This is a genomic window from Luteibacter sp. P4_D7_3 (assembly GCF_056401735.1).
In genome coordinates, this window is sequence record NZ_JBFUIT010000001.1 from 58,989 (window position 1) to 85,212 (window position 26,224).

Sequence of the window (26,224 nt, forward strand, 5' to 3'; positions counted from 1 at the left end):
AACCGTCCGGCGAATGAGGGTGGTGCGATCTCCCCCGGTGACGCTTCCCATCAGGAAGCGGGCCGGGCATCGGCTAGCAACAACTCTCGTCGCGCCTTGCGCTCCGCGAGCCAGTCGGAGAATCGCTCCATATAGAGATAGATCACTGGCGTGGTGTACAGGGTGACCAGCTGCGAGAGCAGCAGACCACCGACGATGGACACGCCGAGCGGCTTGCGCAGCTCCGAGCCGATGCCGGTACCGAGCGCGAGCGGCAACGCACCGAGCAGTGCGGCGGCAGTGGTCATCATGATCGGACGGAAACGCAGCAGGCAGGCGCGGCGGATGGCCTCCTGCGCGTTCAGGCCGGTACGTTTCGCCTCGATCGCGAAGTCGATCATCATGATCGCGTTCTTCTTCACGATACCGATGAGCAGCACGATGCCCACGATGCCATCGACGGACAGGGTCATGCCGCACATCAGCAGGGCGAGCAAGGCGCCGACGCCTGCGGGGGGCAGCGTGGAGATGATCGTCAGCGGGTGGATGTAGCTCTCGTAGAGCACGCCCAGCACGATGTAGATGACGATGATCGAGGCCAGCAGCAGGAGCACTTCGTCACCGACCGACGAGGAGAACTCCGCGGCCTTGCCGATGAACTGCCCACGCACCTGCGGCGGGAAGTTGAGCTGCTGCTCCACCTCGTGGATGGCCGCGACCGCCTGGGAGAGTGACTTGCCCTGCGCGAGGTTGAACGAGATCGTCACTGCCGGCAGCTGCTGCAGATGCGTGACGACCAGGGGCGCGCTCGTGACCACGGAACTGGCCAGCGCGGTGATGGGAATCGTGCCGCCACCGCCGACCTGGAAGCCGACATTACCGGTATTACCGATGCCGGCCGGCGTGGCCGAGTTGCTCGAGGCCAGCTGGCCGAAGCTGGTGGCGTTGGAGCCCGTGAGGGCGCCGTTACCATTGCCACGCACCGTCAGCTTGTTCAGCAGATCGGAGCTCGTGCGGAATTCCGGTGAGACTTCCATCACCACGCGGTACTGGTTCAACTGGGTGAAGATGGTCGAGATCTGGCGCTGGCCGAACGCGTCGTACAAGGTGTCGTCGATGGTCTGAACCGGCACGCCGAGGCGGCTGGCACTGTCGCGATCGATGGTGAGTTTCAGCGCCGTGCCCTGGTCGGCCAGGTTGTTGTCTACATCCGACAACTCCTTGCGCTTGCGCAGCGCGGAGGTCATCTGCTGGGCGTAGCCGGCAAGCTCGGTCGAGTTAACGTCCGACAGCGAGTACTGGTACTCGGTCGCCGATACCTGGGTGTCGAGCGTGACGTCCTGCACGGGCTTCAGGTACAGGGCCACGCCGGCGATGTTCTCCACGGTCTTCTGCAGGCGCGGCAGCAGTTCGTCCAGTGACGCGCGGTCGCCGCGGTCCTTCAGCACGAGCGACAGCTGACCCTGGTTGAGCGTGGGATTGATCGAGCCCGCACCGATGAAGGCGGCGACACCGGCGACGGCCGGATCCCGTCCCAGTGCGTCGGCGACAGCCTTGGTGCGCTGCTCCATCTGCGGGAAGGCGACGTTCTGGTCGGCCTGCACCACGGCCGTGATCAGGCCCGTGTCCTGCTCAGGCAGGAGGCCCTTCGGAATGATGATGTACAGAACAACCGTCAACGCCACGGTGAGCGCGGCGACGATCATGGTCAGCGGACGATGATCGAGCACCCAGTCCAGGCTGCTGCCGTAGCCGTCCACGATGCGCGACCAGGTGGTGTGCTTGCCCGAGGCGGAAGCGTGCTCGTGCGCGTCTTCCGCGTCCGGCAGTTCGTCGGCCTTGAGCAGGTAGGCGCACATCATTGGCGTGAGGGTCAACGACACCAGCATGGAAATGGCGACGGCGATCGTCAGCACCCAGGCGAACTCATGAAACAGGCGACCGGTCACGCCAGGCATCAGCAGCAGCGGCAGGAACACCGCGATCAGCGAGACGGTCAACGACAGCACGGTGAAGCCGATTTCCTTCGCGCCGATTTCCGCGGCGGTCTTGGCGTCGTGACCCTGCTCGATATAGCGGACGATGTTTTCGATCATCACGATCGCATCGTCGACGACGAAGCCCGTGGCCACCGCGAGCGCCATCAACGAGAGGTTGTCCAGCGACATGCCGGCGAACGCCATCACGCCGAAGGTACCCACCAGCGACAGCGGCACGGCGACCGACGGGATCACCGTGGCCCACAGGCGGCGCAGGAAGACGAAGATCACCGCCACGACCAGGAAAATCGTCAGGATCAGGGTGTACTGGACATCTTCGACCGAGGCGCGGATGGTGATGGTGCGGTCGGAGAACACCTTCAGGTGCACGTCGGCCGGGAGCACCTTCTGCAGGTCCGGAATGGTCTGCCGGATCTGCTGCACCGTCTGCACGATGTTCGCGCCAGGCTGGCGGCGAATGTCGAGCAGCACGGCAGGCTTGCCGTTAGCCCAGGCGGCGAGCTGGTCGTTCTCGACACCGTCGATCACGTTGGCTACATCGGAAAGACGCACGGGGGCGCCATTCTTGTAGGCAATAATGGTGCCCTTGTATTCGGCGGCATCGGCGAGCTGGTCGTTGGTGCCGATGCTGTAGGACTGGGTCTTGCCGTTGAGCGTGCCTTTGGGCGCGTTGACGTTGGCCTGCGTGAGCGAACTGCGCACGTCTTCCATGGTCAGGCCAAGGTTGGCCAGCTGCGCGGGATTGATCTGGATACGCACGGCCGGACGCACATTGCCGGCGATCGAGACCAGGCCCACGCCCTGCACCTGCGCCAGCTTCTGCGCAATGATCGAGTCGGCGAAGTTGTTCACGTCGCGCAGCGGCAGGCTGTCCGAGGTGAGCATCAGCGTCATGATCGGCGCATCGGCCGGATTCACGCGGTTGTAAACCGGGGGGTAAGGCAGGTTGTTGGGCAGCGTGCCACGCGCCTGGTTGATCGCCGCCTGCACGTCCTGCGCCGCGATGTCGATATCGCGATCCATGGCGAACTGCAGCACGATCGTCGACAGGCCCGCCGAGGAGTCCGAGCTCATCGAGGTCAGGCCGGAAATCTGGCCGAAGTTACGCTCGAGCGGCGTCGTTACCAGGGCGGCCATCGTGGTGGCGCTGGCACCCGGGTACTGCGTGGTCACGACCATGCTCGGCGCACTGATCTCCGGAAGTGCCGACACCGGCAGCTGGCGGTAGCCGAGGATGCCGAGCAACAGCACCGCCACCATGAGCAGCGAAGTCGCGATCGGTCGGCGAATGAAGAGTGTCGAAAAGCCCACGTTTGTGTCCTGGTGTCTGGACCTTGCGGTCCGTGGGCGACGCGTCCGTCATGGACGCGCCGCGCGCTGCTTGATCAACCGCCGCGCTTGGCGCCCGAGCGACCCTGCTTGCCGGCCGTCTTCGACTTCTGCAGTTCTTCGGCGGTGGGGGCCTCGGGCACCTGACCCGGTGCCAGCGGCTGGATCTTCGAACCCGGTTTCAGGCGGAACTGGCCTTCGGTGACGACCTTGTCCCCCACCTTCACGCCCTTGCTCAGCATGACGTGGCTATCGCCGACTTCGGTGGCGGTTTCCACCGTCTGCATCTTGACCGTGTTGTCGCCCTGCACGAGATACACGTAGTCGCCGTCCGGACCACGCTGCACCGCCTGTGCCGGCACCACGAGACCGTTCTTCACCGTGCGCACCTTCAGCTGCACGTTGACGAACTGGCCCGGCCACAGCTGGGTCTTCTCGTTGTCGAACAGCGAGCGAAGGCGGAACGTGCCGGTGCTGGTGTCGATGGTGTTGTCGAGCACGTCCAGGTGGCCCATGGCAATGGCGTGCGCGTCGACACGATCGAGCGCGGAGACTTCCAGCGCGGACAGCGAGCCGTCGGTGGTCGAACCGCGGACGAGGTCCAGGTTCTTCTCCGGCAGGTAGAACATGACGTAGATCGGGTGCAGCTCGGTGAGCGTCACGATCGCGTCCGTGGTGGCCACGATGTTGCCGGCGTCCACCGAGCGGATGCCGGCGAGGCCGTCGATCGGCGCGATGACCTTGGTGAAGCCCAGCTGCACCTGCGCCGCGCGGATGGCGGCCTGGTCGGCGTTGGCGGTCGCCACGGCCTGGTCGAGGCTGTTCTTCAGGTTGTCCAGGTCCTGCTTGGACACGTACTGCTGGCCGCCCTTGCTGACGAGGTTCGTCGAGCGGTCGAGGTTGTTCTTTGCCGTGGCCGCGAGGGCCTGGTCCTGCTTGAGCTTGGCCACGGACTGGTCGTACTGGGACTGGATCGTGCGGGGATCGATTTCCGCGATGACGTCGCCCTTCTTCACTTCCTGGCCTTCCTGGAAGTTCAGCTTCATCAGCTGGCCACCCACCTGCGGGCGCACGGTAACCGTGTTGCGCGCCTGGACGGTGCCGAGGGCCGTGAGGTAGACCGGCACATCCTGGCTGGCCACCGGAACGACCGTGACCGGTACCGGCGGTTGATCCTTGCCCTGCCCCTCACCGTTGGACTGCGCGCCTGCGGCGGCATCGGCCCCCTTGGCATGGTGGCTCCTGACGATGAAGAAGCCCGCGACCAGCACGACAACAATGACGGCCAGCGCGATTTTCCAGAAACGCGACATGTAAAACTCCCAGATGAATAACCGCTCGAAGGCACCGCTCCGACCGGGCGCGCCGTGCGCCAAGGGGGTTATACCCCCCGGAGGTTAAGGATCGACGGCGCCAATGTTAGGTGTTGGGGAACGGAATTGAACAATGCCGGTTGACAGGGGTCCCCCATGACTGACGGCATGTTTAGCCCCTTTCCCATGAACCGTTCCAGCGCCGATCTCAAGACCGCTGACTCAAGCAAGGGTTCCGTTATACTCGCCCGGTTCGACGCCGCATCGCGGCCGCAGGCACGCCGGATCCCGGGGAGGGGGACGGCACACCCAAATTCAGTGGAGTCAATGCGTGAGCGGTTCTCCGAGCAAGTCCGACCAGAACTTCCTGCGTCAGTTCTCAATGCTGAGCGCCGGCCTCAGTGTCCTGACCGTCCTGTTGATGGTGTTGGCATACTTCATTTACAGCAACATCCCGAAGGACCAGGACCCCGCCGTTGCCAAGCGGACCGAGGCCCGGATCGCCCCCGTCGGCGCGGTCTATGCCGGTGACACGGGCCGTGCCGCCATGCTGGCGGCCCAGGAAGCCGCCACCAAGCTCGCTGCGTCGCAGGTCGCCTACGGTGGCAGCACCGACGGCAAGACCATCTACGACAACCTCTGCCACAGCTGCCACACCGCTGGCGTGGCCGGCGCGCCGAAGCTCGGCGACAAGTCCGCGTGGGGCGCCCGTATCGCCCAGGGCATCGCCACGCTGACCAAGCACGCCATCGAGGGCTACAAGGGCCCGGACGGCAACCAGATGCCGGCCAAGGGCGGCAACCCGTCCCTGACCGACGAGCAGGTCGGCAATACGGTGAAGTGGATGGTCGACCAGGCGAAGTAAGGCTGGCTTGATCCGCTCACCGATGAAACGCCGCCTCCGGGCGGCGTTTTTTATGGCTCTCTATGGGAGCCGGCTACGCCGGCGATGGGGTTGAGGCAGCCTGGCTATCGCCGCTGAAGCGGCTCCCACACCACCCGCGGGCGAAATCCCTCAACTGCGGGAAGAACCTCTCGAAGGTGCCGCGAAGCATCGTGTCCTCGGCCAGCAGCAGCGGCATGGCCTCGGCCACCGGGTTGGCGCGCGACAGGCGTTGGGAGATGCCACGCAGAGCCTTGCCGATCGCCTCGGGCTCGATATAGCCGGCCGGCAGGTCGTTCGCGTCCATGTAACCGAGGAAGCGCTTGAGCGAGTCAGGAAGGATCGGCGTCGCCGCGTGCATCTCGACGCGCAACGCGGTCGAGAACTCGTCGAGGGGACGACCAGACCACTTCGCGAAATCCCTTGCCAGGCAATGGTCGAACCACATGTCCAGCAGGATGCCGGCATAACGACGGAACGGTGCCGGCAGGCGCTCGCGGGCCGCGCGCACCTCGTCGTGGCTGTCGGTGAAGACGTCGATGGCCCGGTGCAGGTAGATCCCATCGCGCACCCGCGCCGGCAGCGCCAGATCGGGCGTGCCACGGACGAAATCGCCCATGACGCCGCCCAGCCGCAGTGCCGCGTCATCGCCCGCCAGCAGGGCGTGGGCCAGGATGTTCATGGCGCGGGTATCATGAAGGGCATGAGCGAACATTTATCTGAAGCGCCGGAGCATTTTCCGGACGAGACCGCCAGCTTCGCGCTCGCGGGCCCTGCGGGCAAGCTGGAATGCGAGGCCCGGGCCGCCGCCCCCGATGTCGCCCGCAACGCCATCGCCGTCATCTGTCATCCCCTGTCCACCGACGGCGGCAGCATGCGCAACAAGGTGGTGACGATGATAGAGCGCTCGGTGCGCGAAGCCGGTGTCGACACGGTCATCTTCAACTTTCGCAGCGTCGGCGGATCCGAAGGCGAGTTCGACAGCGGTAACGGCGAAAGCGACGACCTCGCCGCCGTCGTCGCCTGGGCCCGCAAGACGCGTCCCGGCGCCGCACTATGGCTTGCCGGGTTTTCGTTCGGCAGCTACGTCACCCTGCGCAACGCCGTGCCACTCAAAGCCGATGCACTCATCAGCATCGCGCCCCCCGCCGCTGGCCGGGGCTGGGACTTCGGCCCCCTCGAACTGCCGACCTGCCCCTGGCTGGTCGTCATGGGCGACGCCGACGAGATCGTCGACCCGCAGGCCGTTTACGCCTGGATCGACAGCCTGCCGGAGAATCGGCGGCCGCAGCTGGTGCGCATGGAAGACACCAGCCATTTCTTCCATCGCCGCCTGATGGATCTGCGCGGTGCGATCAAGAACGCCGTGAAGGGCTGGCTGCCGGGACCGCGCGCCGCATGAACTGTACGGAATCGACGCCGGGCGAACGCTACCGGGACGGCATTGCCGGGCACCGCTGGGAATCCGATCCCGCGCAGCTGCCCGTCATCGCCGAGTTCGACCGCCTCCATGCCGCGCTCTGCACGCCGGAGCCGCCGGCCGCCGGTCTTTTCGGGCGACTGAGAAATATGCTCGGCAGCGAGCCGCGCAAGACAGTCCCTGGCTTGTATCTCTGGGGCAGCGTCGGACGCGGCAAGACCTTCCTGATGGATCTGTTTGTCTCCAGCCTCGCGCCGGGGCTGGCCCTGCGTCGTCACTTCCATCGTTTCATGCTCGAGGTCCACGCGATGATGCGTGAGCTTGGCGATCGGCAGAACCCGCTCGACGAAGTGGCCGAGCGCCTCGCCGCGAAGTGCCGCGTACTGTGCCTGGACGAGTTCCTCGTATCCGACATCGGCGACGCGATGATTCTTGCCGGCCTTCTCGATGGCTTGTTCGCGCGCGGCGTGTCCCTCGTCACCACGTCGAATACGCCGCCGTCGGGCCTGTACAAGGATGGCCTGCAGCGCGCACGTTTCCTGCCCGCGATTGCCGCGATCGAGGCGCAATGCGTTGTGCACGAAATGATCTCGCCACGCGACTGGCGCTTGCGTGCGCTGAGCCAGGCATCGGTCTACATGGTGCCGCCCGGGGCGGAAGCCGAGCGCTCGCTTGCGCGTATCTTTACCGGCCAGGCGCAGGGAGATACCGTGGACGGCGGTTCAATCGCGCTGAACAACCGCGAGGTTCCCGTGCGCAAGCGTGCCGAGAACATCGTCTGGTTCGATTTCGCCGCCCTGTGCGAAGGACCGCGCGCGGTCGCCGATTACATCGAACTGGCGAGGACATTTCCCGCGGTTATCGTGTCGAACGTGCCGCAGTTCACCGTGTACTCCGAGAACGAAGCCAAACGGTTCGTGCTGCTGGTCGACGAGTTCTACGACCGGCATGTGAAGCTGGTGCTTTCCGCCGCCGCGCCGATCACCGAACTGTACGATGGCAACAAGGTTCGCGCCGAGTTCGGACGCACTGAATCGCGTCTCATCGAGATGCAGAGCGAGGACTACCTTGGCCGTGACCATAAACCCTGATCTGGCGCGGACGCGGACGCCTGTTCGCTTGCCGCCCATCACCTTCATGCTTTACGGGCGGGTCTCCCGCGCCACCTGACGAGGACACCATGGAACATTGCGAACTGGTTCCCGGTCGCGGCATCCGCCGCGACACCACCGACATCTTCTTCGGCATGCCACGCAAGAAGCTTCGCGACGCACTCGGCTGGAAGGCCGGGGGCGAGAACATGTGGGACGACGAAGACGAGTACAGCGCGCCCGACGGCAACGACTGGCTCCGCCTGCGCTTCCTCGACGACAAACTCTGCGATATCGAGGTCATGGGCGGCAACCTCGTCCATGAAGGCATCGAGCTGGTCGCCACCACCCTCCCCGCCTTGCGTGTCGCCCTGAAGAACTCGGGCATGGCGCTGGAGAAGACTCAGTGGCTTTCCGAAGGACACGACTGCGTGGACCTGCAGATCGTCGTCGCCTCCCGGGAAGACGCCGGCGATGTCGGTGATGAAATCGAATGGGTCATCACCAGCAGCGATTTCCGCGTCGAATGACACACCGGGCTAGCACCGTCGCCAGGCAAGCGCGCTTTGCGACGGTCGCCCTTGCCCTGCTCGCGATGACGGGTTGCGCCACCGCGCCCTCCGTCGCACCACAACGCAGCGCGCTTGCGCACTGGACACCGTCGCCGAACTTCAATGCGCGCAAGGCGCAGCTCATCGTGCTTCACCACACGTCCATCGGCGACGCCCCGGCAGCGCTGCGCGTGCTGAGCACACGCAACAGCGAAGGTCCCGTCAGCGCGCATTACCTGGTCGAAGCAGATGGTCGTATCGACCAGCTCGTGGACGACAACGCACGCGCCTGGCACGCCGGTGCCTCGCGCTGGGCCGGCATGACCGACATCAATTCGTCGTCCATCGGCATCGAGATCGACAACGACGGCAACTCGCCGTTCACCCAGCCGCAGATCCAGGCACTGGTGAACCTGCTCGCGGACCTCACTTCCCGGCTGGGCATTCCGCGTGATGCCGTGGTCGGTCACGGCGACATCGCCCCCGGCCGCAAGAACGATCCCAGCGTGCAGTTTCCGTGGGCGACGCTGGCACGCTACGGATTCGGGCTCTGGCCGGACGCGGTGCTCATCCCCGCACCGCCGGCTTTCGACACGCTCGCGGCCATGCGTCTGGTGGGTTACGACGTGAGCAATCCCCGCAATGCGATCATCGCCTTCCATCGCCATTACCGCGCGATGGAAACCGATGCGCTCGATGCCACCGACGCCGCGATCCTGTATTCGCTGCAGCGCAAGCTGATGTCACCGCGCTGAAGCCTCCTACATCGAGAACGACGCAAAGGCCGCGATGGTCTTCTCGACGGCGGCATCGTCGATGTCCAGATGCGTCACCAGCCGGATCGACGGAAGGTAGCCGATGCTCAGGCGCACGCCGGCGGCCGCCATATGTGCGGCGAGGTCCTTGAGGCGCGCTGCCGGCACGTCGAGGAACACCATGTTCGTGTGACAGGCCGTGACAGTGAGGCCGTCGATACGACGCAAGCCTTCGGCAAGTCGGCCGGCACGCGCATGATCGTCGGCGAGCCGTTCGACGTGATGATCCAGCGCATGCATCGCCGCGGCAGCGAGCATGCCGGCCTGGCGCCAGCCGCCGCCAGTGACCTTCTTCCAGCGACGGGCACGCTCGATGAGTGCGGCGTTGCCGAGCAACACCGAGCCCACGGGTGCACCGAGTCCCTTCGAAAGGCAGACCGAAACGCTGTCGAAGCCGGCAGCGACCTCGCGCGCCGGTCGTCCATAGGCAATGGCGGCGTTGTAGAGCCGGGCGCCGTCGAGATGCAACCCGAGGCCGCGGCGGGTGGCCAGTTCGCGGGCCTGAGCCATGTAGCCGAACTCGAGCGTGCGGCCGTGCCAGGTATTTTCCAGCGCCAGCAGCCGTGACCGTGCAAAGTGCGGATCCACGGGCTTGATCGCCGCCTCGACCTTGTCCAGGGGCAGGCTGCCGTCGGGGTCCTGCGGGATGGGCTGGGGCTGGATGGAGCCGAGAACGGCGGCGCCGCCGCCTTCGAACCGATAGGTATGCGCGTCCGCGCCGACGATGTATTCGTCGCCGCGTTCGCAATGGCTCATCAGGGCGATCAGGTTGCTTTGCGTGCCCGTCGGCACGAACAGCGCCGCGGCGAACCCCAGCTCGCCGGCGAGACGCTCCTGCAAGGCGTTGACCGTGGGATCTTCACCGTAAACGTCGTCGCCAACGGGCGCGCGCAGCATCGCTTCGCGCATGGCGTCGGTGGGCCGGGTGACGGTGTCGCTGCGCAGGTCGATCATTTCCATGGAGGCACGTCGTTAGGGAACCAGCGTCGGATAGTACGCCCCACACTTCACGAATTGTCGGCCCCGGTTGCGGCATGCTTGGCGCCATGATCACTATCGTCATGGGCGTTTCCGGCAGCGGCAAGAGCACGATCGGCGAAGGCCTGGCAGCCCGGCTGGGTCAGCCCTTCATCGACGGCGACAGCCTGCATCCCCTCGCCAACCGCGAAAAAATGGCACACGGCATCCCGCTGGACGACAACGACCGTCAGCCCTGGCTGGAAGCGATCGTGGCGGAGATGAATCGCCATCGCGAGCGCGGCGAATCCCTGGTGCTGGCGTGTTCGGCATTGAAGCGGCGCTACCGCGATTTCTTGCGGGGTGGGCATGATGATGTGCGCTTCGTTTATCTGCACGCGCCGCGCGATCTGCTCGCCCAGCGACTCGGGCAACGCAGCGGCCACTTCTTCGATCCCCACCTGCTGGATAGCCAGCTGGCGACACTCGAGGAACCCTCTCCCGACGAGGCGGTATTGCGCGTCGGGGTGAGCCTGGCGCCCGCGGAAACGATCGAGCGCATCATCCGTGCCGACTGCGACGCTGCGCAGGTCGGCACGTCCTGAGTCGCGGCGCGAAGGCCGTCGTCAGATGTCGTAACTCACGCCAAGCCGCACGTACCTTGGCAGCTGGCGAACCACGGCCTGGCCGTATTGCGGGTCGGCCACGCCGGGGTCCGTCTGCGAGTACGGATAGCGGTTGAGCGCACGCTGGTCATTGAACGCATTGAAGACGCTTGCCGTGAATGACAGCTTGCCCTCCGCGAACGCGGGCCGGTAGGTCGTCCCCAGATCCAGCTGGCGAATCCAGGGAAGCCTGCCCTGCGACCCGGGCGTCGCGGCGACACCGTCGCAGTAGTGGTACTGCCCACCGTATTTACCCGGGTCGGTAAGATTCGGGCCGTAGTAGCCAAGGCAAACCTTGGGCGAGCCCGAGACGAAGCTCAGGTTCGCGGAGACCAGCCACTCCGGGGTCAACTGGTAATAGCCATACAGCTTCAGCTGGTGCGTATGGTCGTTGTTCGTCGGGCCGTTGTTGTTCTCCATCAGGTAGCTGTTGTCCCAGTCCGGACTGGTGGAGGCGGCCGTCGCCTGGACATCGGAGCGCAGCTGGCCTTCCGTATCGCCGTAGCTGCGCGAGAACACGTAATCGACCTTGCCGTACCAGCGGCCATCGAACGGGTGCTCGAGGAAGCTTTCCAGTGCGTAGTAACGGCGCTCGAGATGCGGAAAGCCGAATTCGGCGTTGGTCATCGGTACGCTGACCAGCTGGCCCGACGTGTCGATCAGATTGAACGTGCTGGCGCGACCGGGGTTGAACAGGTAGCAGCTGTTGGTCGTGGCGACGTCGTAGCCGAGCGTGGCGGCCTTGGCGATGATCCGGTCGGTATCGCAATAGTCGTCGATCGCGCTGCGCAGGATGCGCTGGGTCAGCTTCGCGCCATAAACCCAGTCATGCCCCAGTGTTTTGGTGAAGCCGAGGATGAACTCGTCCTGGTATTCGGATTTCAGGTTCTTCGCGGTGACCGTCTGCGCGTCGGGAAGGACACCGTAGTAGTTGTTGGAAGACACCGGCTTCGAGAAAGACGTCAGTCCGGTCGGCAGGCCCTGCCCGTCGATACCACTATAAGTGAAGTACTGCGAGGTACTCAGCGCCGCGCCCGCTGCGTTCAGGCCAGGGTTGAGCGGAAGGCCGAGGTAGTAGCGACCCGCATTGCCGTACACCTTGAAGCTGGCGTCGCCGTTCACGTCCCAGCTGAAGCCAAGCCGTGGCGCCCACTGCGGCTTGTGCTGCGTGACATAGGCAGCGCCGTCGCGGTTGTAGTTTTCGAACTGGTCGTTGCGCAGGCCCAGCGAAAGCAGCCAGCGGTCGTCCACCTGCCATTTGTCTTCGATGTACTGCGCCCGCTGGCTGGATCGCACGCTCGCAAGCGAGCTCGTGACATGGCGAACGGCGTAGTAGCCATCCTGACCGTTGACGATACCGCCCGTCGCGGGCACGCCAAGACCCGTCGAAATGGGCGTGTTCGGGTCGGCGCGACCATAGCTCCAGTAATAACCATCGCCCGACGCCTCCGAACCCTGGTCGATCGCTCGCGTCACCTCGTTGTCGATACCGGCGCTCAACGTGTGGTCGCCGAGCACATACGTGATATCGAACCGGGTGTTACTGGTGCGCTGGCTACGATTGGGATTGTAAAGTTGTTGCACCGTCTGGTTGTTGCCCACCGGATTGCCGCCGTTGAGCGCAGGATTCTGATTGATGAGGCCATCCACGTACGTAAGGCTCGGGTCGTAAGCACCGGGCTGGTCGTACTGGCTCAATTTCATCTTGCCGAACAACGCCGACACCGTCAGGTTATCGGTGATGTAACCGGTGTACTTGCCCGAGAAGACGTGGCCGCCCGTCTTGATGTTATCTGCCGAGCCGATGCGATCGCCGCGACTCAGGTCAGAGTAGTCGTAGTCGTAAACGCTGCCACTGGTCTTGCGCGTGTTCGAGGCACCGGTGAGCTCGAGGATGTTGTTGTCCGTGATGTTCCAGTCGACCTTGCTGTACCAGCGGGGCGAATTGTAGCGGTACTGGACGTCCGGACTCGTACTGTCGACGGCCTGGTGCGTCGAACCCTCCTGACGTTCGAACTCGCCAGCGAGGAAGAAAAACAGCTTGTCCTTGATGAGCGGGCCGCCCACATACGTGCTGACCGTCGTGACCCAGCTCTTGTCCTGCGCATTGGGTCGATAGAGTTCGCCGGCTACCGGCGACGATGGCAAGCCGTTGGTGTAGTACGTGTTGCTTGCGTCCGCGCGTGCGAATGCAGGCTCCCACAACACCTGTCCACCGACATGCCATTCGTTGCTGCCGCGCTTGCCGACCTGGTTGATGACGCCACCGTCCGAGCGACCGTACTGCGCGCTGTAGCCGCCCGTATACGTCTCCTGCTGGTCGATGGCGCCGTACGGCAACGAAATACCACCCAGACCGCGCTGCGGATCGGTCACGTTGAAACCGTTGATGTAGTACGCGTTCTCACTGGCTGCCGAACCGCCAAAACTGTTCAGCGAGGCGCCGGTGGGGCCTGTGTAGCCGCCGCTGTTCGAGACCACGCCGGGTGCGAGGCGGGCGATCTCGTCGGCGTTGCGCGCCAGTGGGAGCCTGGCCAGTTGATCGGCGGTAATGACCGAACGCGAGTCGACCGTCGTGACATCGATATCCGCCTGCCGCGATGCGCTGACCTTGACGCCTTCGAGGTTGGCCGTTGCGGTTACGAACGACACGTCGGTCGATGCGGCAACTCGCAAACCGATGTCGTTGCGGGTTTCCACCTCTTGACCGTTACGGCGCAGGGTGACTGAGTAGGTACCGAGCGGGAGCTGGCTCGCGCTGTAACGCCCCTTGGCGTCCACGTTCACTTCCCGGGTAAGGCCGTTGCCACCTTTGACGACGACGGTCGCTCCCTGTGGGTCGCTTACCTGACCGGAGATGCCGCCCGTCGTGGACTGCGCGAGTGCCGCTCCGGTGCCGAGCGCCGTTAGCAACGCAGCGGACAGGAGATGGCGACGAATCGTGATTCTGGTTTGCACGGTGGTGCCTCATGAAGTCATCAAGGATGCCCGTTCAGGGCACATAGCGGCGCGTACACGCGCACTGGCCGGCACGCTGTACGCGGCCGGAAGATCGGGATGTCGCGCGCGGGAAAACCACGCGAGGTCGATAGAAAGGGGAAACTGGGGAGGGGGTTATCCGGCCGCCCGTGGGGCGGAGCGCACGGGGCGCTAGGGGATCAGACGCGACGACAACAGTAATACGCACCGATCGAAATGACTTCGATCAGAAGGTGCGCATGGGCTGAGCGTTGAATGGTCAAGATCGGGTGCCTGCGATAGGTTCAGCAGTATAGACGTCTAAATGTCTTAACGAGGTTGCATGCTGCTTGAGTATTCCGCGAATGTCAACCGTGCGTTCACGTGTGCGTTTCAGGGCCGATAATGGCTTGGCGACTTGCCAAGGACGCGGCGGAACATGGTCGAGAAGCTCGTCGGGCTCTCGTAACCAAGGTCCAGCGCCACCATCGTCACGGGTTCACCTGCGGCCAGACGCGGCAAGGCGACCAACAGGCAGGCCTGCTGCCGCCATTGCGCGAAGCTCGTGCCGGTCTCGCGGCGAAAGAGCCGGGTGAAGCGGCGGCGATGCATGCCAAGATCGGCCGCCCAGTCGTCGATGGTCTCGCTCATGCGCGGTTCTTCGAGGAACGCCGCGCAGCGCGCCGCGAGCGGTGCGTCGGTAGGCAGGGGCAGGGCCAGCGGGATGGTCGGCGCCCTGGCGATCTCCTCGACCACCAGGGACATCAGCAGGCCGTCGCGTCCCTCCTGGTCGTATTCACGTGGTACGTCCACGGCGGCGACCAGCAGGGCACGCAGCAAGGGAGCCACCGCAAGCACGCGGCAGTGGTCGCCCAGCGCCGAACTGGCCGCCTGCTCGATATAGACACTGCGCGTGCTCACGCTGCCGACCATGCGGACCGAGTGCGGCGTGCCGCCCGGAATCCAGACGGCACGCTCGGGTGGGGCGATCCACGCACCCTCCGGCGTGGTGACCGCCACCGTCCCGGCTGCGGCGTAGAGCAGCTGCCCCCGGCGATGCTGGTGTGTGGCCAGTTCGAAGGACGTAGGGTATTCGTGGCCGCGCGACACCACCGGCCGGGGCACGGCTTCGAACGCCACGGGGTCGTACTTAGCGATCATTGTCCCGATCTCGAACGTGGATGACCCATATCCTAGCGCGGGACGCGCGCTGCCGTGGTCTCATAGGGATCCCCGATCCCCAGGAAGACCCCCATGCAAGCGCCAGCCAGCGCGACGGTGGACACACCGCGCGCGGACCCGACCGTGTTCGGCGTGATCTTCGCGATCAGCTTCTGCCACCTGCTCAACGACATGATGCAATCGCTGCTACCGGCGATTTATCCGGGCCTGAAGGAAGGCTTCCACCTGGACTTCGGCCAGATCGGCCTGATCACGCTGACCTATCAGATCACCGCCTCGATCCTGCAGCCGCTGGTCGGCCTTTATGCGGACCGCCGGCCGACGCCGCTGGCCCTGCCCGGCGGTACGCTGTTCTCACTGGCCGGCCTGTTGGTGCTGTCGATCGCGCACACCTACCCGATGCTGCTGGTCGGCGCATCGCTGCTCGGCATGGGCTCCTCGGTGTTCCATCCGGAATCCTCGCGCGTGGCGCGCATGGCCTCCGGTGGCCGACATGGCCTGGCGCAGTCGCTTTTCCAGGTCGGCGGCAATGCCGGCCAGGCGCTGGGTCCGCTCGCTGCCGCCGTGGTCGTCGTGCGCTGGGGCCAGTCGAGCCTGGCCTTCTTCGCCCTGTTGGCGTTGCTCTCCGGCGCAATCCTCTGGAACGTCGGCCAGTGGTACAAGCATCACGGCCTGCCGCGACTGAAGGCAAGCGCCGCGAAGCAGCCCGCCGTGACGCATACGAGCGCCGAGGCCAAGCGCGGTATCGCCGTGCTGCTCGCCCTGATCTTTTCCAAGTACGTGTACCTGGCCAGCCTGACCAGCTACTTCACCTTCTACCTCATTCACCGCTTCAACGTGTCGGTGGAGAGCGCGCAGCTGCATCTGTTCGTGTTTCTCGGCGCGGTGGCGGTGGGCACGATACTCGGCGGCCCTGTCGGCGACCGGTTCGGACGCAAGCGAGTCATATGGTTCTCGATTCTCGGCACCCTGCCCTTCACCCTGCTACTGCCGTATGCGAGCCTGTTCTGGACCGCGCCGCTGACGGTGGTCATCGGCTTGATCCTGGCTTCGGCATTTCCAGCCATCGTGGTGTTCGCGCAGGAGTTGGTGCCGGGCAAGGTGGGGATGATTTCCGGTTTGTTCTTCGGGTTTTCGTTTGGCATGGGCGGCCTTGGCGCGGCCATTCTTGGTGAGCTCGCCGACCACATCGGGATCGAAGCCGTGTATCAGATTTGTGCGTTTCTGCCCTTGATCGGGTTGTTGGCCGCGTTGTTGCCGGATACGAAGAAGAAGCGGTGAAGCATCGCCGATGAATCGGCTCCCACACGTAGCCTCATGTGGGAGCCGCTTCAGCGGCGATGTTTTTAAGGCTTAGGCAACGCGTAAGCGATAACCCAGTCGCCCTGCTTCGTACCCAGCGAGCCATGCCCACCCGCCGTCACCAGCAGGTACTGACGCCCACTGCTGTCCGCATACGTCATAGGCGTGGCCTGGCCACCCGCGGGCAGGCGCGATTCCCACAGCTTCTTACCCGTACGCACGTCGTAACCGCGGACGTAGTAGTCGAGCGTGCCGCTGAGGAAGGTCACGCCACCGGCCGTGGTGACCATACCGCCCAGGCTAGGGACACCGAGCGGCATCGGGATCGGCAGCGGGGCGCTGTCGATGATCGTGCCGTTCTTGTGGCGCCAGAGCATCTTGCCAGTGCGCAGGTCGACGCCAGCCACGTAGCCCCACGGCGGCGCCTGGCAGGGAATGCCCAGCGGCGACAGGAATGCCGACAGTTCGATGCCGTAAGGAATGCCCTCGGCCTTCTTCACGCCCTCGGTCTCGCTCTTCGCGGGACCGACTTCCATCCTGGCCAGCGTTTCTTTCGGAATCAGCTTCGACTGGAAGGCCATGTAGCTGGGATTGATCAGCATGAGCTGGCGCGTCGGGTCCACCGACACACCGCCCCAGTCGAACACGCCGAAGTTACCCGGGAAGACCAGGGATCCCTGTTCGGACGGCGGCGTGAACATGCCCTCATAGCGTAGCGAACGGAAGCGCACGCGACACCAGAGCTGGTCGAAGGGCGTCGTGCCCCACATGTCCTGCTCGCGCACCTGCGGCGGAGCAAAGTTGAGGTCGGACAGCGGCTGGGTCGGCGCGGTGTGATCGCCCGGGACGGCGCCCTGTGGGCGAGGCACTTCGTTGATCGGCACGATCGGCGTGCCGTCGCGACGGTCGAGCACGTACACACTGCCCTGCTTGGTCGACGCCAGCACGGCCGGCTTCACGCCGTCGGCCGTCTGCAGGTCCACGAGCGTCGGTTGGCCGCCCACGTCCATGTCCCACAGATCGTGGTGCGTGAACTGGTAGTTCCACTTGAGCTTACCCGTCGCGATATCGAGTGCGACCAGACCGGCGCCGAACTTCTCGGAGGTGGGCGTGCGGCCGCCGGCGAACTGGTCGGGCGTCTGGTTGCCCATGGGCAGGTAGACCATGCCGAGGTTCTCGTCGACGCTGAAGAGCGACCAGACATTCGGCGAGTTACGCGTGTAGATGCCATCGGGACCGATCGGCGCGGTCGCGTCCGGGTTGCCCGGATCGAAGTTCCACACCAGGTGACCGTCGTGCACATCGTAGGCGCGAATCACGCCGGACGGCTCGTTGGTCGATTCGTTATCGGTGACGTGACCGCCAATGATGACGAGATCCTTCGTCACCGCCGGCGGCGAGGTGGAGTAGTAGCCGCCCGGCGTGAACGGTCCGATGTTGCTACGCAGGTTGATCGTGCCTTGCTCGCCGAAGTCGGTGCAGGGCTGACCGGAGTCCGCATTGAGCGCGATAAGGCGCGCATCGGCGGTCGGCAGGAACAGACGACGCGGGCATGTCGCTGAAGCAGTGGCCGTCAGCGGCAGCGGTGCCGTGGAAGCGGCAGCGGGAAGACCCGGGGCGGTCGTCGCCGGGGCGGGAATCACGGCGGACGCGTACTTCGCGTCGTCGTGGTAAGAGACGCCGCGACAGGTCATGTGCTCCCAGTGCTTGAAGCCGACGGGACTCTGGATTTTCGGGTCGAACTCCCAGCGCTTCTGGCCCGTGGCTGCATCGACGGCGATCACGCGGCTATGCGGCGTGCAAAGGTACACGGTGTCGCCGATCTTAAGCGGGGTGTTCTCGGCGGTCGTTTCGGTCGGATCGTCCGGACCGACCTTGTCGCCCGTCTCGATCTTCCACGCCACCTGCAGCTGACCGACGTTGTCCGGCGTGATCTGGGTCAACGGCGAATAGCGTTGACCGTAAGGAGAACTGCCGTAGTCGGTCCAGTCGCCATCCGCGCGCGCGGCGCGGTCGCCCTGCGGGCCGGAGACATCGGCCATGGGTAGTTCGCCGGGCAGGTCGTGGTCCACATGGAACACGCCGACGATGCCAACAGCGGCAACGATCAGCAGGGAGACAAAAAGAAAGCCACCACCGGTGTCGCGGGCGCTGTCGTAGTAACGATCACGGCCCAGGCCACGTCGTGGCCACGGCAGCAAGAGCCACAGGCCAAGCACGAACCACACGTCGAGGCGCGGCAGCAGCTGCCAGAAATCCCAATGGACTTCCCACACCGACCAGGCGGCGCTGCCGATAAGCATGAGCGCGTAGAGGCCGACGGCCAGGCGCTGTCGCAGCAGCAACAGGATGGCCACGACCAGCAGGATCGCACCGGCTACCAGGTAGTAGATGGAGCCACCGAGATTGACGAGGCGGATGCCACCTAACAGCGTGGCCACACCGGCCAGCGCAAAAAGGAACGCCGTGAACAGCGTTGCCGGATGAAATCTTCTGACTCGTTTCACGTGTCGCCTCACCATGAGCAGTAACCCCACCCCTATGCGACAGGGTGGTGCTCACAGCGTGAATCCGAAGTAGAGACGAGACATCGCGCGTTCTTACGCGCTCGCGTTTTCGGCAAGCTCGGCCATCATCGCTTCCCGCATCAGGTATTTCTGCACCTTCCCGGTCACCGTCATCGGGAAGGCGTCGACAAAGCGCACGAAGTGCGGCACCTTGAAGTAAGCAAGATGCCGGCGACAGTAGTCCTGTATCGCGGCGGCCGACACGGCGCTGCCGTCGCGCAGACGGATCCATGCGCAGACCTGCTCGCCCAGGCGCGCATCCGGCACGCCGAACACCTGCACGTCCTGGATATCCGGGTGGCCGTAAAGGAACTCTTCGATCTCGCGCGGATAGATGTTCTCGCCACCGCGGATGATCATGTCCTTCAGGCGGCCGACAACGGTGCAATAGCCGGCGTCGTCGATGGTGGCGAGGTCGCCTGTGTGCATCCAGCGAGCATCGTCGAGTGCGGCGCGTGTGTTGGCTTCGTCGGCCCAGTAGCCGCGCATCACCGAGTAGCCACGCGTGAGCAGTTCGCCGGTGCCACCTCGGGGCACGACACGCCCCGTCTCGTCGACGATCTTGACCTCCACGTGCGGATGAATCCTTCCGACCGTAGATACGCGCAGTTCGAGGGGGTCTTCGGCCACGGTCTGGAAACTGACCGGGCTCGTTTCCGTCATGCCGTAGGCGATCGTGACCTCGGCCATGTGCATGTCGCGCACGACGCGCCGCATGATCTCGATGGGACACGGCGAGCCGGCCATGATGCCGGTGCGAAGCGAGGTGAGGTCGAACTCATGGAAACGTGGATGCTCCAGTTCGGCGATGAACATCGTCGGCACGCCATGAAGGCCCGTACATCGTTCTTCGGCCACGGTTTCCAGCGTGGTGAGCGCATCGAAACCCTCGCCCGGAATGACCATGCAGGCACCGTGCGTGACGCAAGCGAGATTGCCGAGCACCATGCCGAAGCAGTGATAGAAGGGCACGGGAATGCAGAGACGATCCTGCTCGGTCAGGCGCATGGCCTCGCCGATGAAGAAGCCGTTGTTGACGATGTTGTGATGCGTCAACGTCGCGCCCTTCGGTGCACCGGTGGTTCCCGAGGTGAACTGGATATTCACCGGATCGTCGAAGGACAGCCTGGTCTCGATCGCGGCAAGCGTCGCCCGCGCCCCGGCATCCGCGGCGATGTCCGCCCAGCGCCGCGTGCCTGGCGCCGGCTCATCGTCGAGCAGGATGACGTGCCGCAGATCCGGCAGCGCCGCCGCACGCAATCCGCCAGGCTCGGAGCTCGCAAGCTCCGGCGCCAGCCCGCCGAGAATCTCCAGGTAGTGCGAACTCTTGAAGGCTCGCGGCAGGATCAGCGCGCGGCAGGCCACCTTGTTCAACGAATAGGCCAGCTCGTGAGAGCGGTAGGCCGGATTGATGTTGACCAGGATCAGGCCCGCCTTGGGCGCGGCGAACTGCGCCACTACCCATTCGGCCCGGTTGGGCGCCCAGATGCCGATGCGGTCGCCGGGCTCCAGACCCAGCGCGAGCAGCCCGGCGGCAACGCGTTCGACCTCGGCGTGGAACTCGCCATACGTCCAGCGGATGCCTTGCTGGCGAACGACCAGGGCCGGCCGCTCCGGCCAGCGCGCGGCGATACGGTCGAGCATGACCCCGACCGTTTCGCCGAGCAGCGGCGTGGCACTCGCACCCTGGACATAACTTGCGGCGTGATCCATGCGGCGTTCCTCGAGCAGGGGCGTTGCAAGGCAGGATAGGTCAGCTGCCGCGACTCACCAACCCGGCGATCACCTCATCGACGCCGGTAGGACCCTTCAACGACGACCCTTCGAAGTCGATCCACCCTTCGTTGAAGCCATCAAGCATGCGCATGCGTGGTGTCGGGTTCGTCATACCCTGGGCGATGAAACCCGCTTCCCACTCGGCGCGTGGCGTCACGCGAGCGGTCACGTCGCGGCCGAGCGCCTTGGCAAAGGCGGCGGCGATGTCGTTCGGGCTGGTGCGCTGCGGGCCTTCGAGCTCCACCACGCGTACGCCGGTGGATGTCTCACCGAGCAGTCTCGCGGCCAGCTCGCCGATGTCCTTCGTGGCGACCATGGGTAGCTTGCGGTCGAGCGGGTAGAGGTAGCTGTCGATAACACCCGCGTCGCGGGCGGAGGCGACATCCCATTGGGCGTTCTCGAAGAACCAGCCCGCGCGAAGGAACGTCACCGGCATGGGCAGCTTGCCGAGGACGTCTTCCATCCGACCCAGCTGCGACAGCAGGTTTTCTTCCGTGGCATGCGCGCCGACCGTCGACAGGACCACGACGCGATCCGGCCGCGCGGCGAGCAGGGCGTCCCGAATCGACGCGATGCTGCGATTCGACTCCGGGTAGCCTGGCGACGGATCGAACACGGGCGGGAGCAGGATGAAGACCGCCTCGGCGCCTTCGAAGGCCCGCGCCAGCGCCGGGGTATCGTCGATCTCGGCGATGGCCACCTCGGCACCGCGGTCGGCAAAGGCCTTTCCCTTGGCCGCATCGCGGACCACAGCGCGGAAAGGCTTGCCTGCGGCAAACAGGGCGTCAGCCAGGGCGGTGCCGACCTGGCCGGTGATTCCGGTAATAGCGTACATGGCGTTTTTCCTCGTTTTGATAGGGACGAGGAGAACGATAGGCCGCTGGGACTAATGACTGAAGCGACTTATTTTCAGTTGTTTAGTGATCTTTTGTCACCTCAGGCGAATGCGGCCCGGGCGTTGCTACCCTTCGTCGCCGTGCCGGCCTGGCCGAAGCTGAGATCGTAGGCTGCACGCTCTGCCGACGACGCACGAGCCAACCCCTCGACATGGGCACCGCCGTCGACCGTGAAGAACGCCACCTGATCGCTCAGCGAGTGCGCCTGGTCCTGCATGGATTTGGCGGCCGCCGCAGCCTCTTCCACCAGCGCCGCGTTCTCCTGGGTGACCTGATCGATTTGTGCAATCGCAAGGTTCACCTGATCCACGCCCGCGGACTGCTCGGCGCTCGCCGCCGCGATCTCGGCGACGATGTCGGTCACCTTCTTCACGCTGGCGACGATGTCACGCAAGGCGACCGAGGACCGCTCGACCAGCGCCGCACCAACCTCCACGCGTTCGCCGCTTTCGGCGATCAGGCCCTTGATCTCGCGCGACGCTGCCGCGCTGGACTGGGCCAGCCGGCGCACTTCCGCCGCCACCACCGCGAAGCCCCTGCCCTGCTCGCCGGCACGTGCCGCTTCCACGGCGGCGTTGAGGGCGAGCAGGTTGGTCTGGAAGGCGATCTCGTCGATCAGGCCAACGATGTCGCCGATGCGCCGACTGGAATCGCCGATCTCCCGCATCGCTTCCATGGCTTCGCCAACCACGGCGCCGCCCTTCTCCGCCTCGCCCCTGGCGTGACGCGAGAGACGGTCGGCCGCGTTCGCGTTCTCCGCATTCTGCTTGACCGTCGCCGTCATTTCTTCCATCGATGCCGCGGTTTCCTCGAGGCTGGAGGCCTGCTCCTGCGTACGATGGGATAGATCGTCGTTTCCCCGGGCGATCTCGGCGGATGTCGTGGCAACCACGTGCGCGCCCTGCTGCACTTCGGAAACGATGGAGGAGAGGGTGCCGCGCATACGCTCCAGTGCACCCAGCAGGCTGGCCGGTGCGTATTCGCCGCCGTCGTTGCGCAGGTCGCCGCCGGCGATGCGGCTGGCGATCTGCACTGCGTCGCGCGGTTCGCCGCCCACCGTGGCACGGATGCTGCTCATCGACAGCCAGACCACCAGCAAGGCGAGCGCCGCGATGGCCGCGGACTTGAGCAAGTCCTTTTCCAACTGGGCCCGGAAAGCGGCATCGATGTCGTCGAAGTAGGCACCCGAGATGAAGTGCAGGTCCCAGGGTTTGTACCAGCTCGAGTAACTTATCTTGTCTTTCAGCTCGTTGGTCTTGGGGATGATCTGCGTGTATCGCGTCATGCCGTGGCCGTCCTTCGTATCGGCGTCGAGCATGGCCACGTACTGATGGAAGCCCTTGCCGTCCACGTCGTCACGAATGTTCTTGCCGATATCGGCGGCGCGCAGCGGATGCATGCGCATGGTCAGCGCCGAATCGAAGGCGAAGACGTAACCGGTGTTGTGGGACCAGCGCATGGCCTGGATGTCATCGAGTGCGGCGATGCGCGCTTCGAGATCGCTCGTCTGTCCCTTCTCCGCACGAGCGTGGTACGCGTCCGCGATGGCGATCGCCGCCGTCACATGTTGCTCCAGCGTATTGGCGAGGTCCGCCATCTGCACGCGGCGGCTTTCGATCCCTGACATGACCGTCTGGCCGACAAGGCCCAGCACCAGCACGGTCATGACCATCCACACCCGCGTGTTCAACGTCGTGCGGCCGAACCAGTTCTTCAATGCGGACATGGACCGTCACCCTGCTCTACTTCCCCGTCTATGCATTAGCGGCGGGAAATCGCAGGTCTTTACGGCACTTTTATGAACAAGGCAGGAGCCGATTCATCGGCGATGCCTACGGAGCGGACAAATGATGGTCGCCCGACCCGACGACCGCGTCCGACCGCCCCGGCAATCCCACCACCGCCTCGGCCCCCACCGGCACATGCACATCCAGTTCCACCCGTCCGTCCACCTTGCGCCAGGCCACCGAGGCCTCGCCATAAGGCGTCATCACGGCGGCGGAGGCATGGTCCAGCCAGGCGGTAGCGGCCGGCCGTACCTCGATACGCTGCCAACCCGGCGCCAGCGGCCGCAGTCCGGCGACGTCGCCGAACAGCCAGTCGTCGACGGTGCCGAGGAAATAGTGCCCCCGCGAACGCGACGCCAGCTTCCAGTGCTCCCACAGGCTGGTCGCCCCGTTGTCTCGCCAGTAGCCCCAGCTGGGAAACGTGACCTGCGTCGCGATACGCCAGGCCTCATCCACGTGACCGGTGGACGTGAGCACGGGGAGGATGATCTTGGTTGCCAAGGCACCCGTATCGAGATGATCGCCACGAGCCTTCGCATCCGCCGCCACACCGGCGGCAACGCGATCGCGCAACCCGTCGGGCACCAGTCCAAAGGCCAGCGCCAGCAGGTTGTGGGCCTGCCGGTAGCCCTGGTCGCCGTCGCCGCGATAACGGCCGGCCGCGCGATCCAGGAAGTGCGCATTGAAAGCGTCCCGCACAGTATCCGCCTGCGCATCGAAGCGAGCCGCCCGTGTCGTGTCGCCCAGCACACGAAGCATCCCGGCGGTCACCCGCTGCATCCGGTACAGGTAGGCCGTGGCGGCGATACGCTTGTCTTCGGGTGCGTTCTCGCCGCCCGGATCGGTTTCCGGGCTCACCCAGTCACCCAGTTCAGTGTCGGCGATGCCGCCGGGAGAACGCGCATTCTCCATCGCCACGTAACGCGCGATACCGTCGACGTGCTCTTCCATGGGACGACGGTCGCCGGCATGCATCCACAGCGACCAGGGCACGAGCACATAGGCGGCATGCCACGTGGGTGCGCGAACATCGCCCCAGCCGGGATTCGGCGCGATCAGCAACGGTGCGCCATCCGCTTTGCGCGTGTCGGCGATATCGCGCACCCACTTCGCCAGCAAACGATCGGCATCGACGTTGCGCAGGAACATATCTGCACCGAGCATGCCATCGCCGGTCCAGCCGTTCTTTTCGTACATCGGCGTGTCGGTGGGTATGCCATGCAGGTTGTTGAGCAGGGTGTCGACCGCGGCGCGATGGATCCAGTCGAGCAGCGGGTTGGCGCTTTCGAAGCGTCCGGTGACGTCGACGTCGGTATGAACGACCTGCGCCGTAACGGCACCGAGCGCGGGCTCGCCGCCCGGCCAGCCTTCAACCTGCACGTAGCGAAAGCCCTTGTAGGAGAAGCGCGGATGCCATGGTTCGTGATTGCCGGCAAGCGTCAGGCGATCCGTCTGGAAGCCTGCTTTGAAGTAGTGGTGTTCATCCCGCGCATCCACCGTGCCGTCCGGCATGAGTTTCTCGCCGTAGTGCGCGGTGATCGTCGTCCCTGCCGGCCCCGTCGCGTCGAACGTCGCCCAGCCTGCGATGACGCGCGCAAAAGCGAAGACAAAGACGCCAGGCTTCGGCTCCGTGACGGACGTGGCGTGCAGCGTGTCGGTTACGCGGATCGGCTGTTCCGTCTGTGCCACGAGCTTGCCTCGTGGTGCGGGAAGCACGGTAGCCGGCATCCACGTTGCGGGCATCGTTTCCCGTGCGTCGTACGTTTCGCCACCGTAGAGATCGTCGACCCGCGTAGGGCCGTCGGCAACCCGCCAGCTATCGTCGCTGACGATGTCCTGTACGCGCCCATCGGCGTACCGCACGCGCAGCAGGGTACGCATGCGCGGCTGCCCATGCCATGGCGCGCGCTCCCAATGCCAGACATTGGGATTGGTCATGCCATAAAAGCCGCGACCGAGTTCGGCAGCGAGCACGTGCTCGCCCGACGTCAGCGAGACATCGGTGGCTACGACCTCCACGCGCTTGTCGTAATCGGTGAAACCAGGGGCCAGCACGGCGTCGCTGATGGGACGACCATCGATGGAGAGGTCGGCGTAGCCACCCGCTGCGACGTAGAGCGTCGCCCGCTCGACACCTGCCTCGACGTGGAACGGTTTGCGCAGCAACGGTGCCGGAAGGCTTTCCGGGTCGGCCTTGCCGATCCATTGCGCACCATGCCAACCGGCTTCGTCGAGCGCGGTATCGAAGTGCGATGCCACGCTGCCACCGCCGTCGGTGGTACGGATGTCTGCACGCCATTCGTAACGCTGGCCTGGCTGCAGGACCGGGCCGGCATAGTCGATGTCGAAGGAACGCGCCGAACTTACGTTACCGCTGTCCCATACCGGCCGGCCTTCGTGCGTCACGATGATGCGGTAGGCGATCTGTCGTGTGCCGTTGGTGCGGGAGTCGATGAGCCAGGAGAATCGCGGCGTCGTGGCGTCGACGTAGGTCGGTGTATCCGTGCGTTCGACGCGGGGGGCGTGGACCGTGACGCCGGCACCCATCGCCGCTGAAGCGGCTCCTACGGGGGGCGAAAGTCCCACGGGGAGCGCGAGGACGATGGCGAGCACGAGAGGGCGGATGCTTGGCAAGGCCGGGACCTGTCGGGGGATGAAACGTCCGAGCATAACCGGCCAGGAAGGCGCTGCGGCTCCGGTCGCATACATCCATCTAACGCGCGAAGGTTTATCCCTTCCGGACCTCGAAATTC

18 protein-coding genes are annotated in these 26,224 nt (G+C 65.0%); 7 read left to right on the forward strand and 11 right to left on the reverse strand.

Annotation, left to right across the window (positions count from 1 at the left end; all coding sequences use genetic code 11):
* Nucleotides 1–50 precede the first annotated feature (50 nt).
* On the reverse strand, nucleotides 51–3,290 hold the full coding sequence (locus AC1DSN_RS00275; protein WP_213949237.1) for an efflux RND transporter permease subunit: 3,240 nt from the start codon (nucleotides 3,288–3,290) through the stop codon (nucleotides 51–53).
* Nucleotides 3,291–3,364: 74 nt separating this feature from the next.
* On the reverse strand, nucleotides 3,365–4,621 hold the full coding sequence (locus AC1DSN_RS00280) for an efflux RND transporter periplasmic adaptor subunit (protein WP_477329191.1): 1,257 nt from the start codon (nucleotides 4,619–4,621) through the stop codon (nucleotides 3,365–3,367).
* 382 nt (nucleotides 4,622–5,003) lie between these two features.
* Between AC1DSN_RS00280 and AC1DSN_RS00285 the strand changes: the two genes are divergently transcribed.
* Complete coding sequence (locus tag AC1DSN_RS00285; RefSeq protein ID WP_477294538.1) at nucleotides 5,004–5,486, forward strand: c-type cytochrome; 483 nt, start codon at nucleotides 5,004–5,006, stop codon at nucleotides 5,484–5,486.
* A 73-nt stretch (nucleotides 5,487–5,559) separates the two neighbouring features.
* On the opposite strand, the gene AC1DSN_RS00290 is transcribed toward AC1DSN_RS00285, so the two are convergent.
* Nucleotides 5,560–6,186, reverse strand: coding sequence for an acyl carrier protein phosphodiesterase (locus AC1DSN_RS00290; protein ID WP_477294522.1), 627 nt, complete (start codon nucleotides 6,184–6,186; stop codon nucleotides 5,560–5,562).
* Nucleotides 6,187–6,207: 21 nt separating this feature from the next.
* On the opposite strand from AC1DSN_RS00290, the gene AC1DSN_RS00295 reads away from it, so the two are divergent.
* The 4 genes from AC1DSN_RS00295 (at nucleotide 6,208) to AC1DSN_RS00310 (ending at nucleotide 9,321) form a co-directional block, all read left to right on the forward strand.
* Nucleotides 6,208–6,906, forward strand: a complete 699-nt coding sequence (locus tag AC1DSN_RS00295) for an alpha/beta hydrolase (RefSeq protein ID WP_477294524.1) — start codon at nucleotides 6,208–6,210, stop codon at nucleotides 6,904–6,906.
* A complete protein-coding gene (gene zapE, locus AC1DSN_RS00300; protein ID WP_477294526.1) occupies nucleotides 6,903–8,015 on the forward strand; it encodes a cell division protein ZapE in 1,113 nt (370 codons plus the stop codon). Before AC1DSN_RS00295 ends, zapE begins: the two co-directional genes overlap by 4 nt.
* 89 nt (nucleotides 8,016–8,104) lie before the next feature.
* A complete protein-coding gene (locus AC1DSN_RS00305) occupies nucleotides 8,105–8,545 on the forward strand; it encodes a hypothetical protein (RefSeq protein WP_477294528.1) in 441 nt (146 codons plus the stop codon).
* The gene (locus AC1DSN_RS00310) at nucleotides 8,542–9,321 is read left to right on the forward strand and encodes an N-acetylmuramoyl-L-alanine amidase (RefSeq protein WP_477294529.1); all 780 of its coding nucleotides are present in this window, start codon (nucleotides 8,542–8,544) and stop codon (nucleotides 9,319–9,321) included. The genes AC1DSN_RS00305 and AC1DSN_RS00310 overlap by 4 nt, the downstream gene beginning before the upstream one ends.
* A gap of 6 nt (nucleotides 9,322–9,327) precedes the next feature.
* Here the strand turns inward: AC1DSN_RS00310 and ltaE are convergent, their stop codons facing one another.
* The gene (gene ltaE / locus AC1DSN_RS00315) at nucleotides 9,328–10,341 is read right to left on the reverse strand and encodes a low-specificity L-threonine aldolase (RefSeq protein WP_477294531.1); all 1,014 of its coding nucleotides are present in this window, start codon (nucleotides 10,339–10,341) and stop codon (nucleotides 9,328–9,330) included.
* A gap of 86 nt (nucleotides 10,342–10,427) precedes the next feature.
* On the opposite strand from ltaE, the gene AC1DSN_RS00320 reads away from it, so the two are divergent.
* On the forward strand, nucleotides 10,428–10,943 hold the full coding sequence (locus AC1DSN_RS00320; RefSeq protein WP_477294533.1) for a gluconokinase: 516 nt from the start codon (nucleotides 10,428–10,430) through the stop codon (nucleotides 10,941–10,943).
* Between the two features lie 21 nt (nucleotides 10,944–10,964).
* Here AC1DSN_RS00320 and AC1DSN_RS00325 read toward each other — a convergent pair whose 3' ends face one another.
* Together AC1DSN_RS00325 and AC1DSN_RS00330 are read right to left on the reverse strand one after the other, a co-directional pair.
* Nucleotides 10,965–13,961 carry a TonB-dependent receptor gene (locus AC1DSN_RS00325; protein ID WP_477329193.1) on the reverse strand — a complete coding sequence of 999 codons (2,997 nt, stop codon included), beginning with the start codon at nucleotides 13,959–13,961 and terminating at the stop codon, nucleotides 10,965–10,967.
* A gap of 393 nt (nucleotides 13,962–14,354) precedes the next feature.
* Complete coding sequence (locus tag AC1DSN_RS00330) at nucleotides 14,355–15,122, reverse strand: AraC family transcriptional regulator (protein WP_477329195.1); 768 nt, start codon at nucleotides 15,120–15,122, stop codon at nucleotides 14,355–14,357.
* A 93-nt stretch (nucleotides 15,123–15,215) separates the two neighbouring features.
* Here AC1DSN_RS00330 and AC1DSN_RS00335 point away from each other — a divergent pair, with 93 nt between their 5' ends.
* Complete coding sequence (locus AC1DSN_RS00335) at nucleotides 15,216–16,424, forward strand: MFS transporter (protein WP_477329197.1); 1,209 nt, start codon at nucleotides 15,216–15,218, stop codon at nucleotides 16,422–16,424.
* Nucleotides 16,425–16,489: 65 nt separating this feature from the next.
* Here AC1DSN_RS00335 and AC1DSN_RS00340 read toward each other — a convergent pair whose 3' ends face one another.
* The 5 genes from AC1DSN_RS00340 to AC1DSN_RS00360 form a co-directional block, all read right to left on the reverse strand.
* A complete protein-coding gene (locus AC1DSN_RS00340) occupies nucleotides 16,490–18,952 on the reverse strand; it encodes a membrane-bound PQQ-dependent dehydrogenase, glucose/quinate/shikimate family (protein WP_477329199.1) in 2,463 nt (820 codons plus the stop codon).
* 93 nt (nucleotides 18,953–19,045) lie between these two features.
* The gene (locus AC1DSN_RS00345) at nucleotides 19,046–20,725 is read right to left on the reverse strand and encodes an AMP-binding protein (protein WP_477294496.1); all 1,680 of its coding nucleotides are present in this window, start codon (nucleotides 20,723–20,725) and stop codon (nucleotides 19,046–19,048) included.
* A 40-nt stretch (nucleotides 20,726–20,765) separates the two neighbouring features.
* Complete coding sequence (locus tag AC1DSN_RS00350; protein ID WP_477294498.1) at nucleotides 20,766–21,623, reverse strand: NmrA family NAD(P)-binding protein; 858 nt, start codon at nucleotides 21,621–21,623, stop codon at nucleotides 20,766–20,768.
* Between the two features lie 101 nt (nucleotides 21,624–21,724).
* Nucleotides 21,725–23,410 carry a methyl-accepting chemotaxis protein gene (locus tag AC1DSN_RS00355; protein WP_477329201.1) on the reverse strand — a complete coding sequence of 562 codons (1,686 nt, stop codon included), beginning with the start codon at nucleotides 23,408–23,410 and terminating at the stop codon, nucleotides 21,725–21,727.
* Nucleotides 23,411–23,516: 106 nt separating this feature from the next.
* On the reverse strand, nucleotides 23,517–26,105 hold the full coding sequence (locus AC1DSN_RS00360; RefSeq protein ID WP_477329203.1) for a family 78 glycoside hydrolase catalytic domain: 2,589 nt from the start codon (nucleotides 26,103–26,105) through the stop codon (nucleotides 23,517–23,519).
* Nucleotides 26,106–26,224 lie beyond the last annotated feature (119 nt).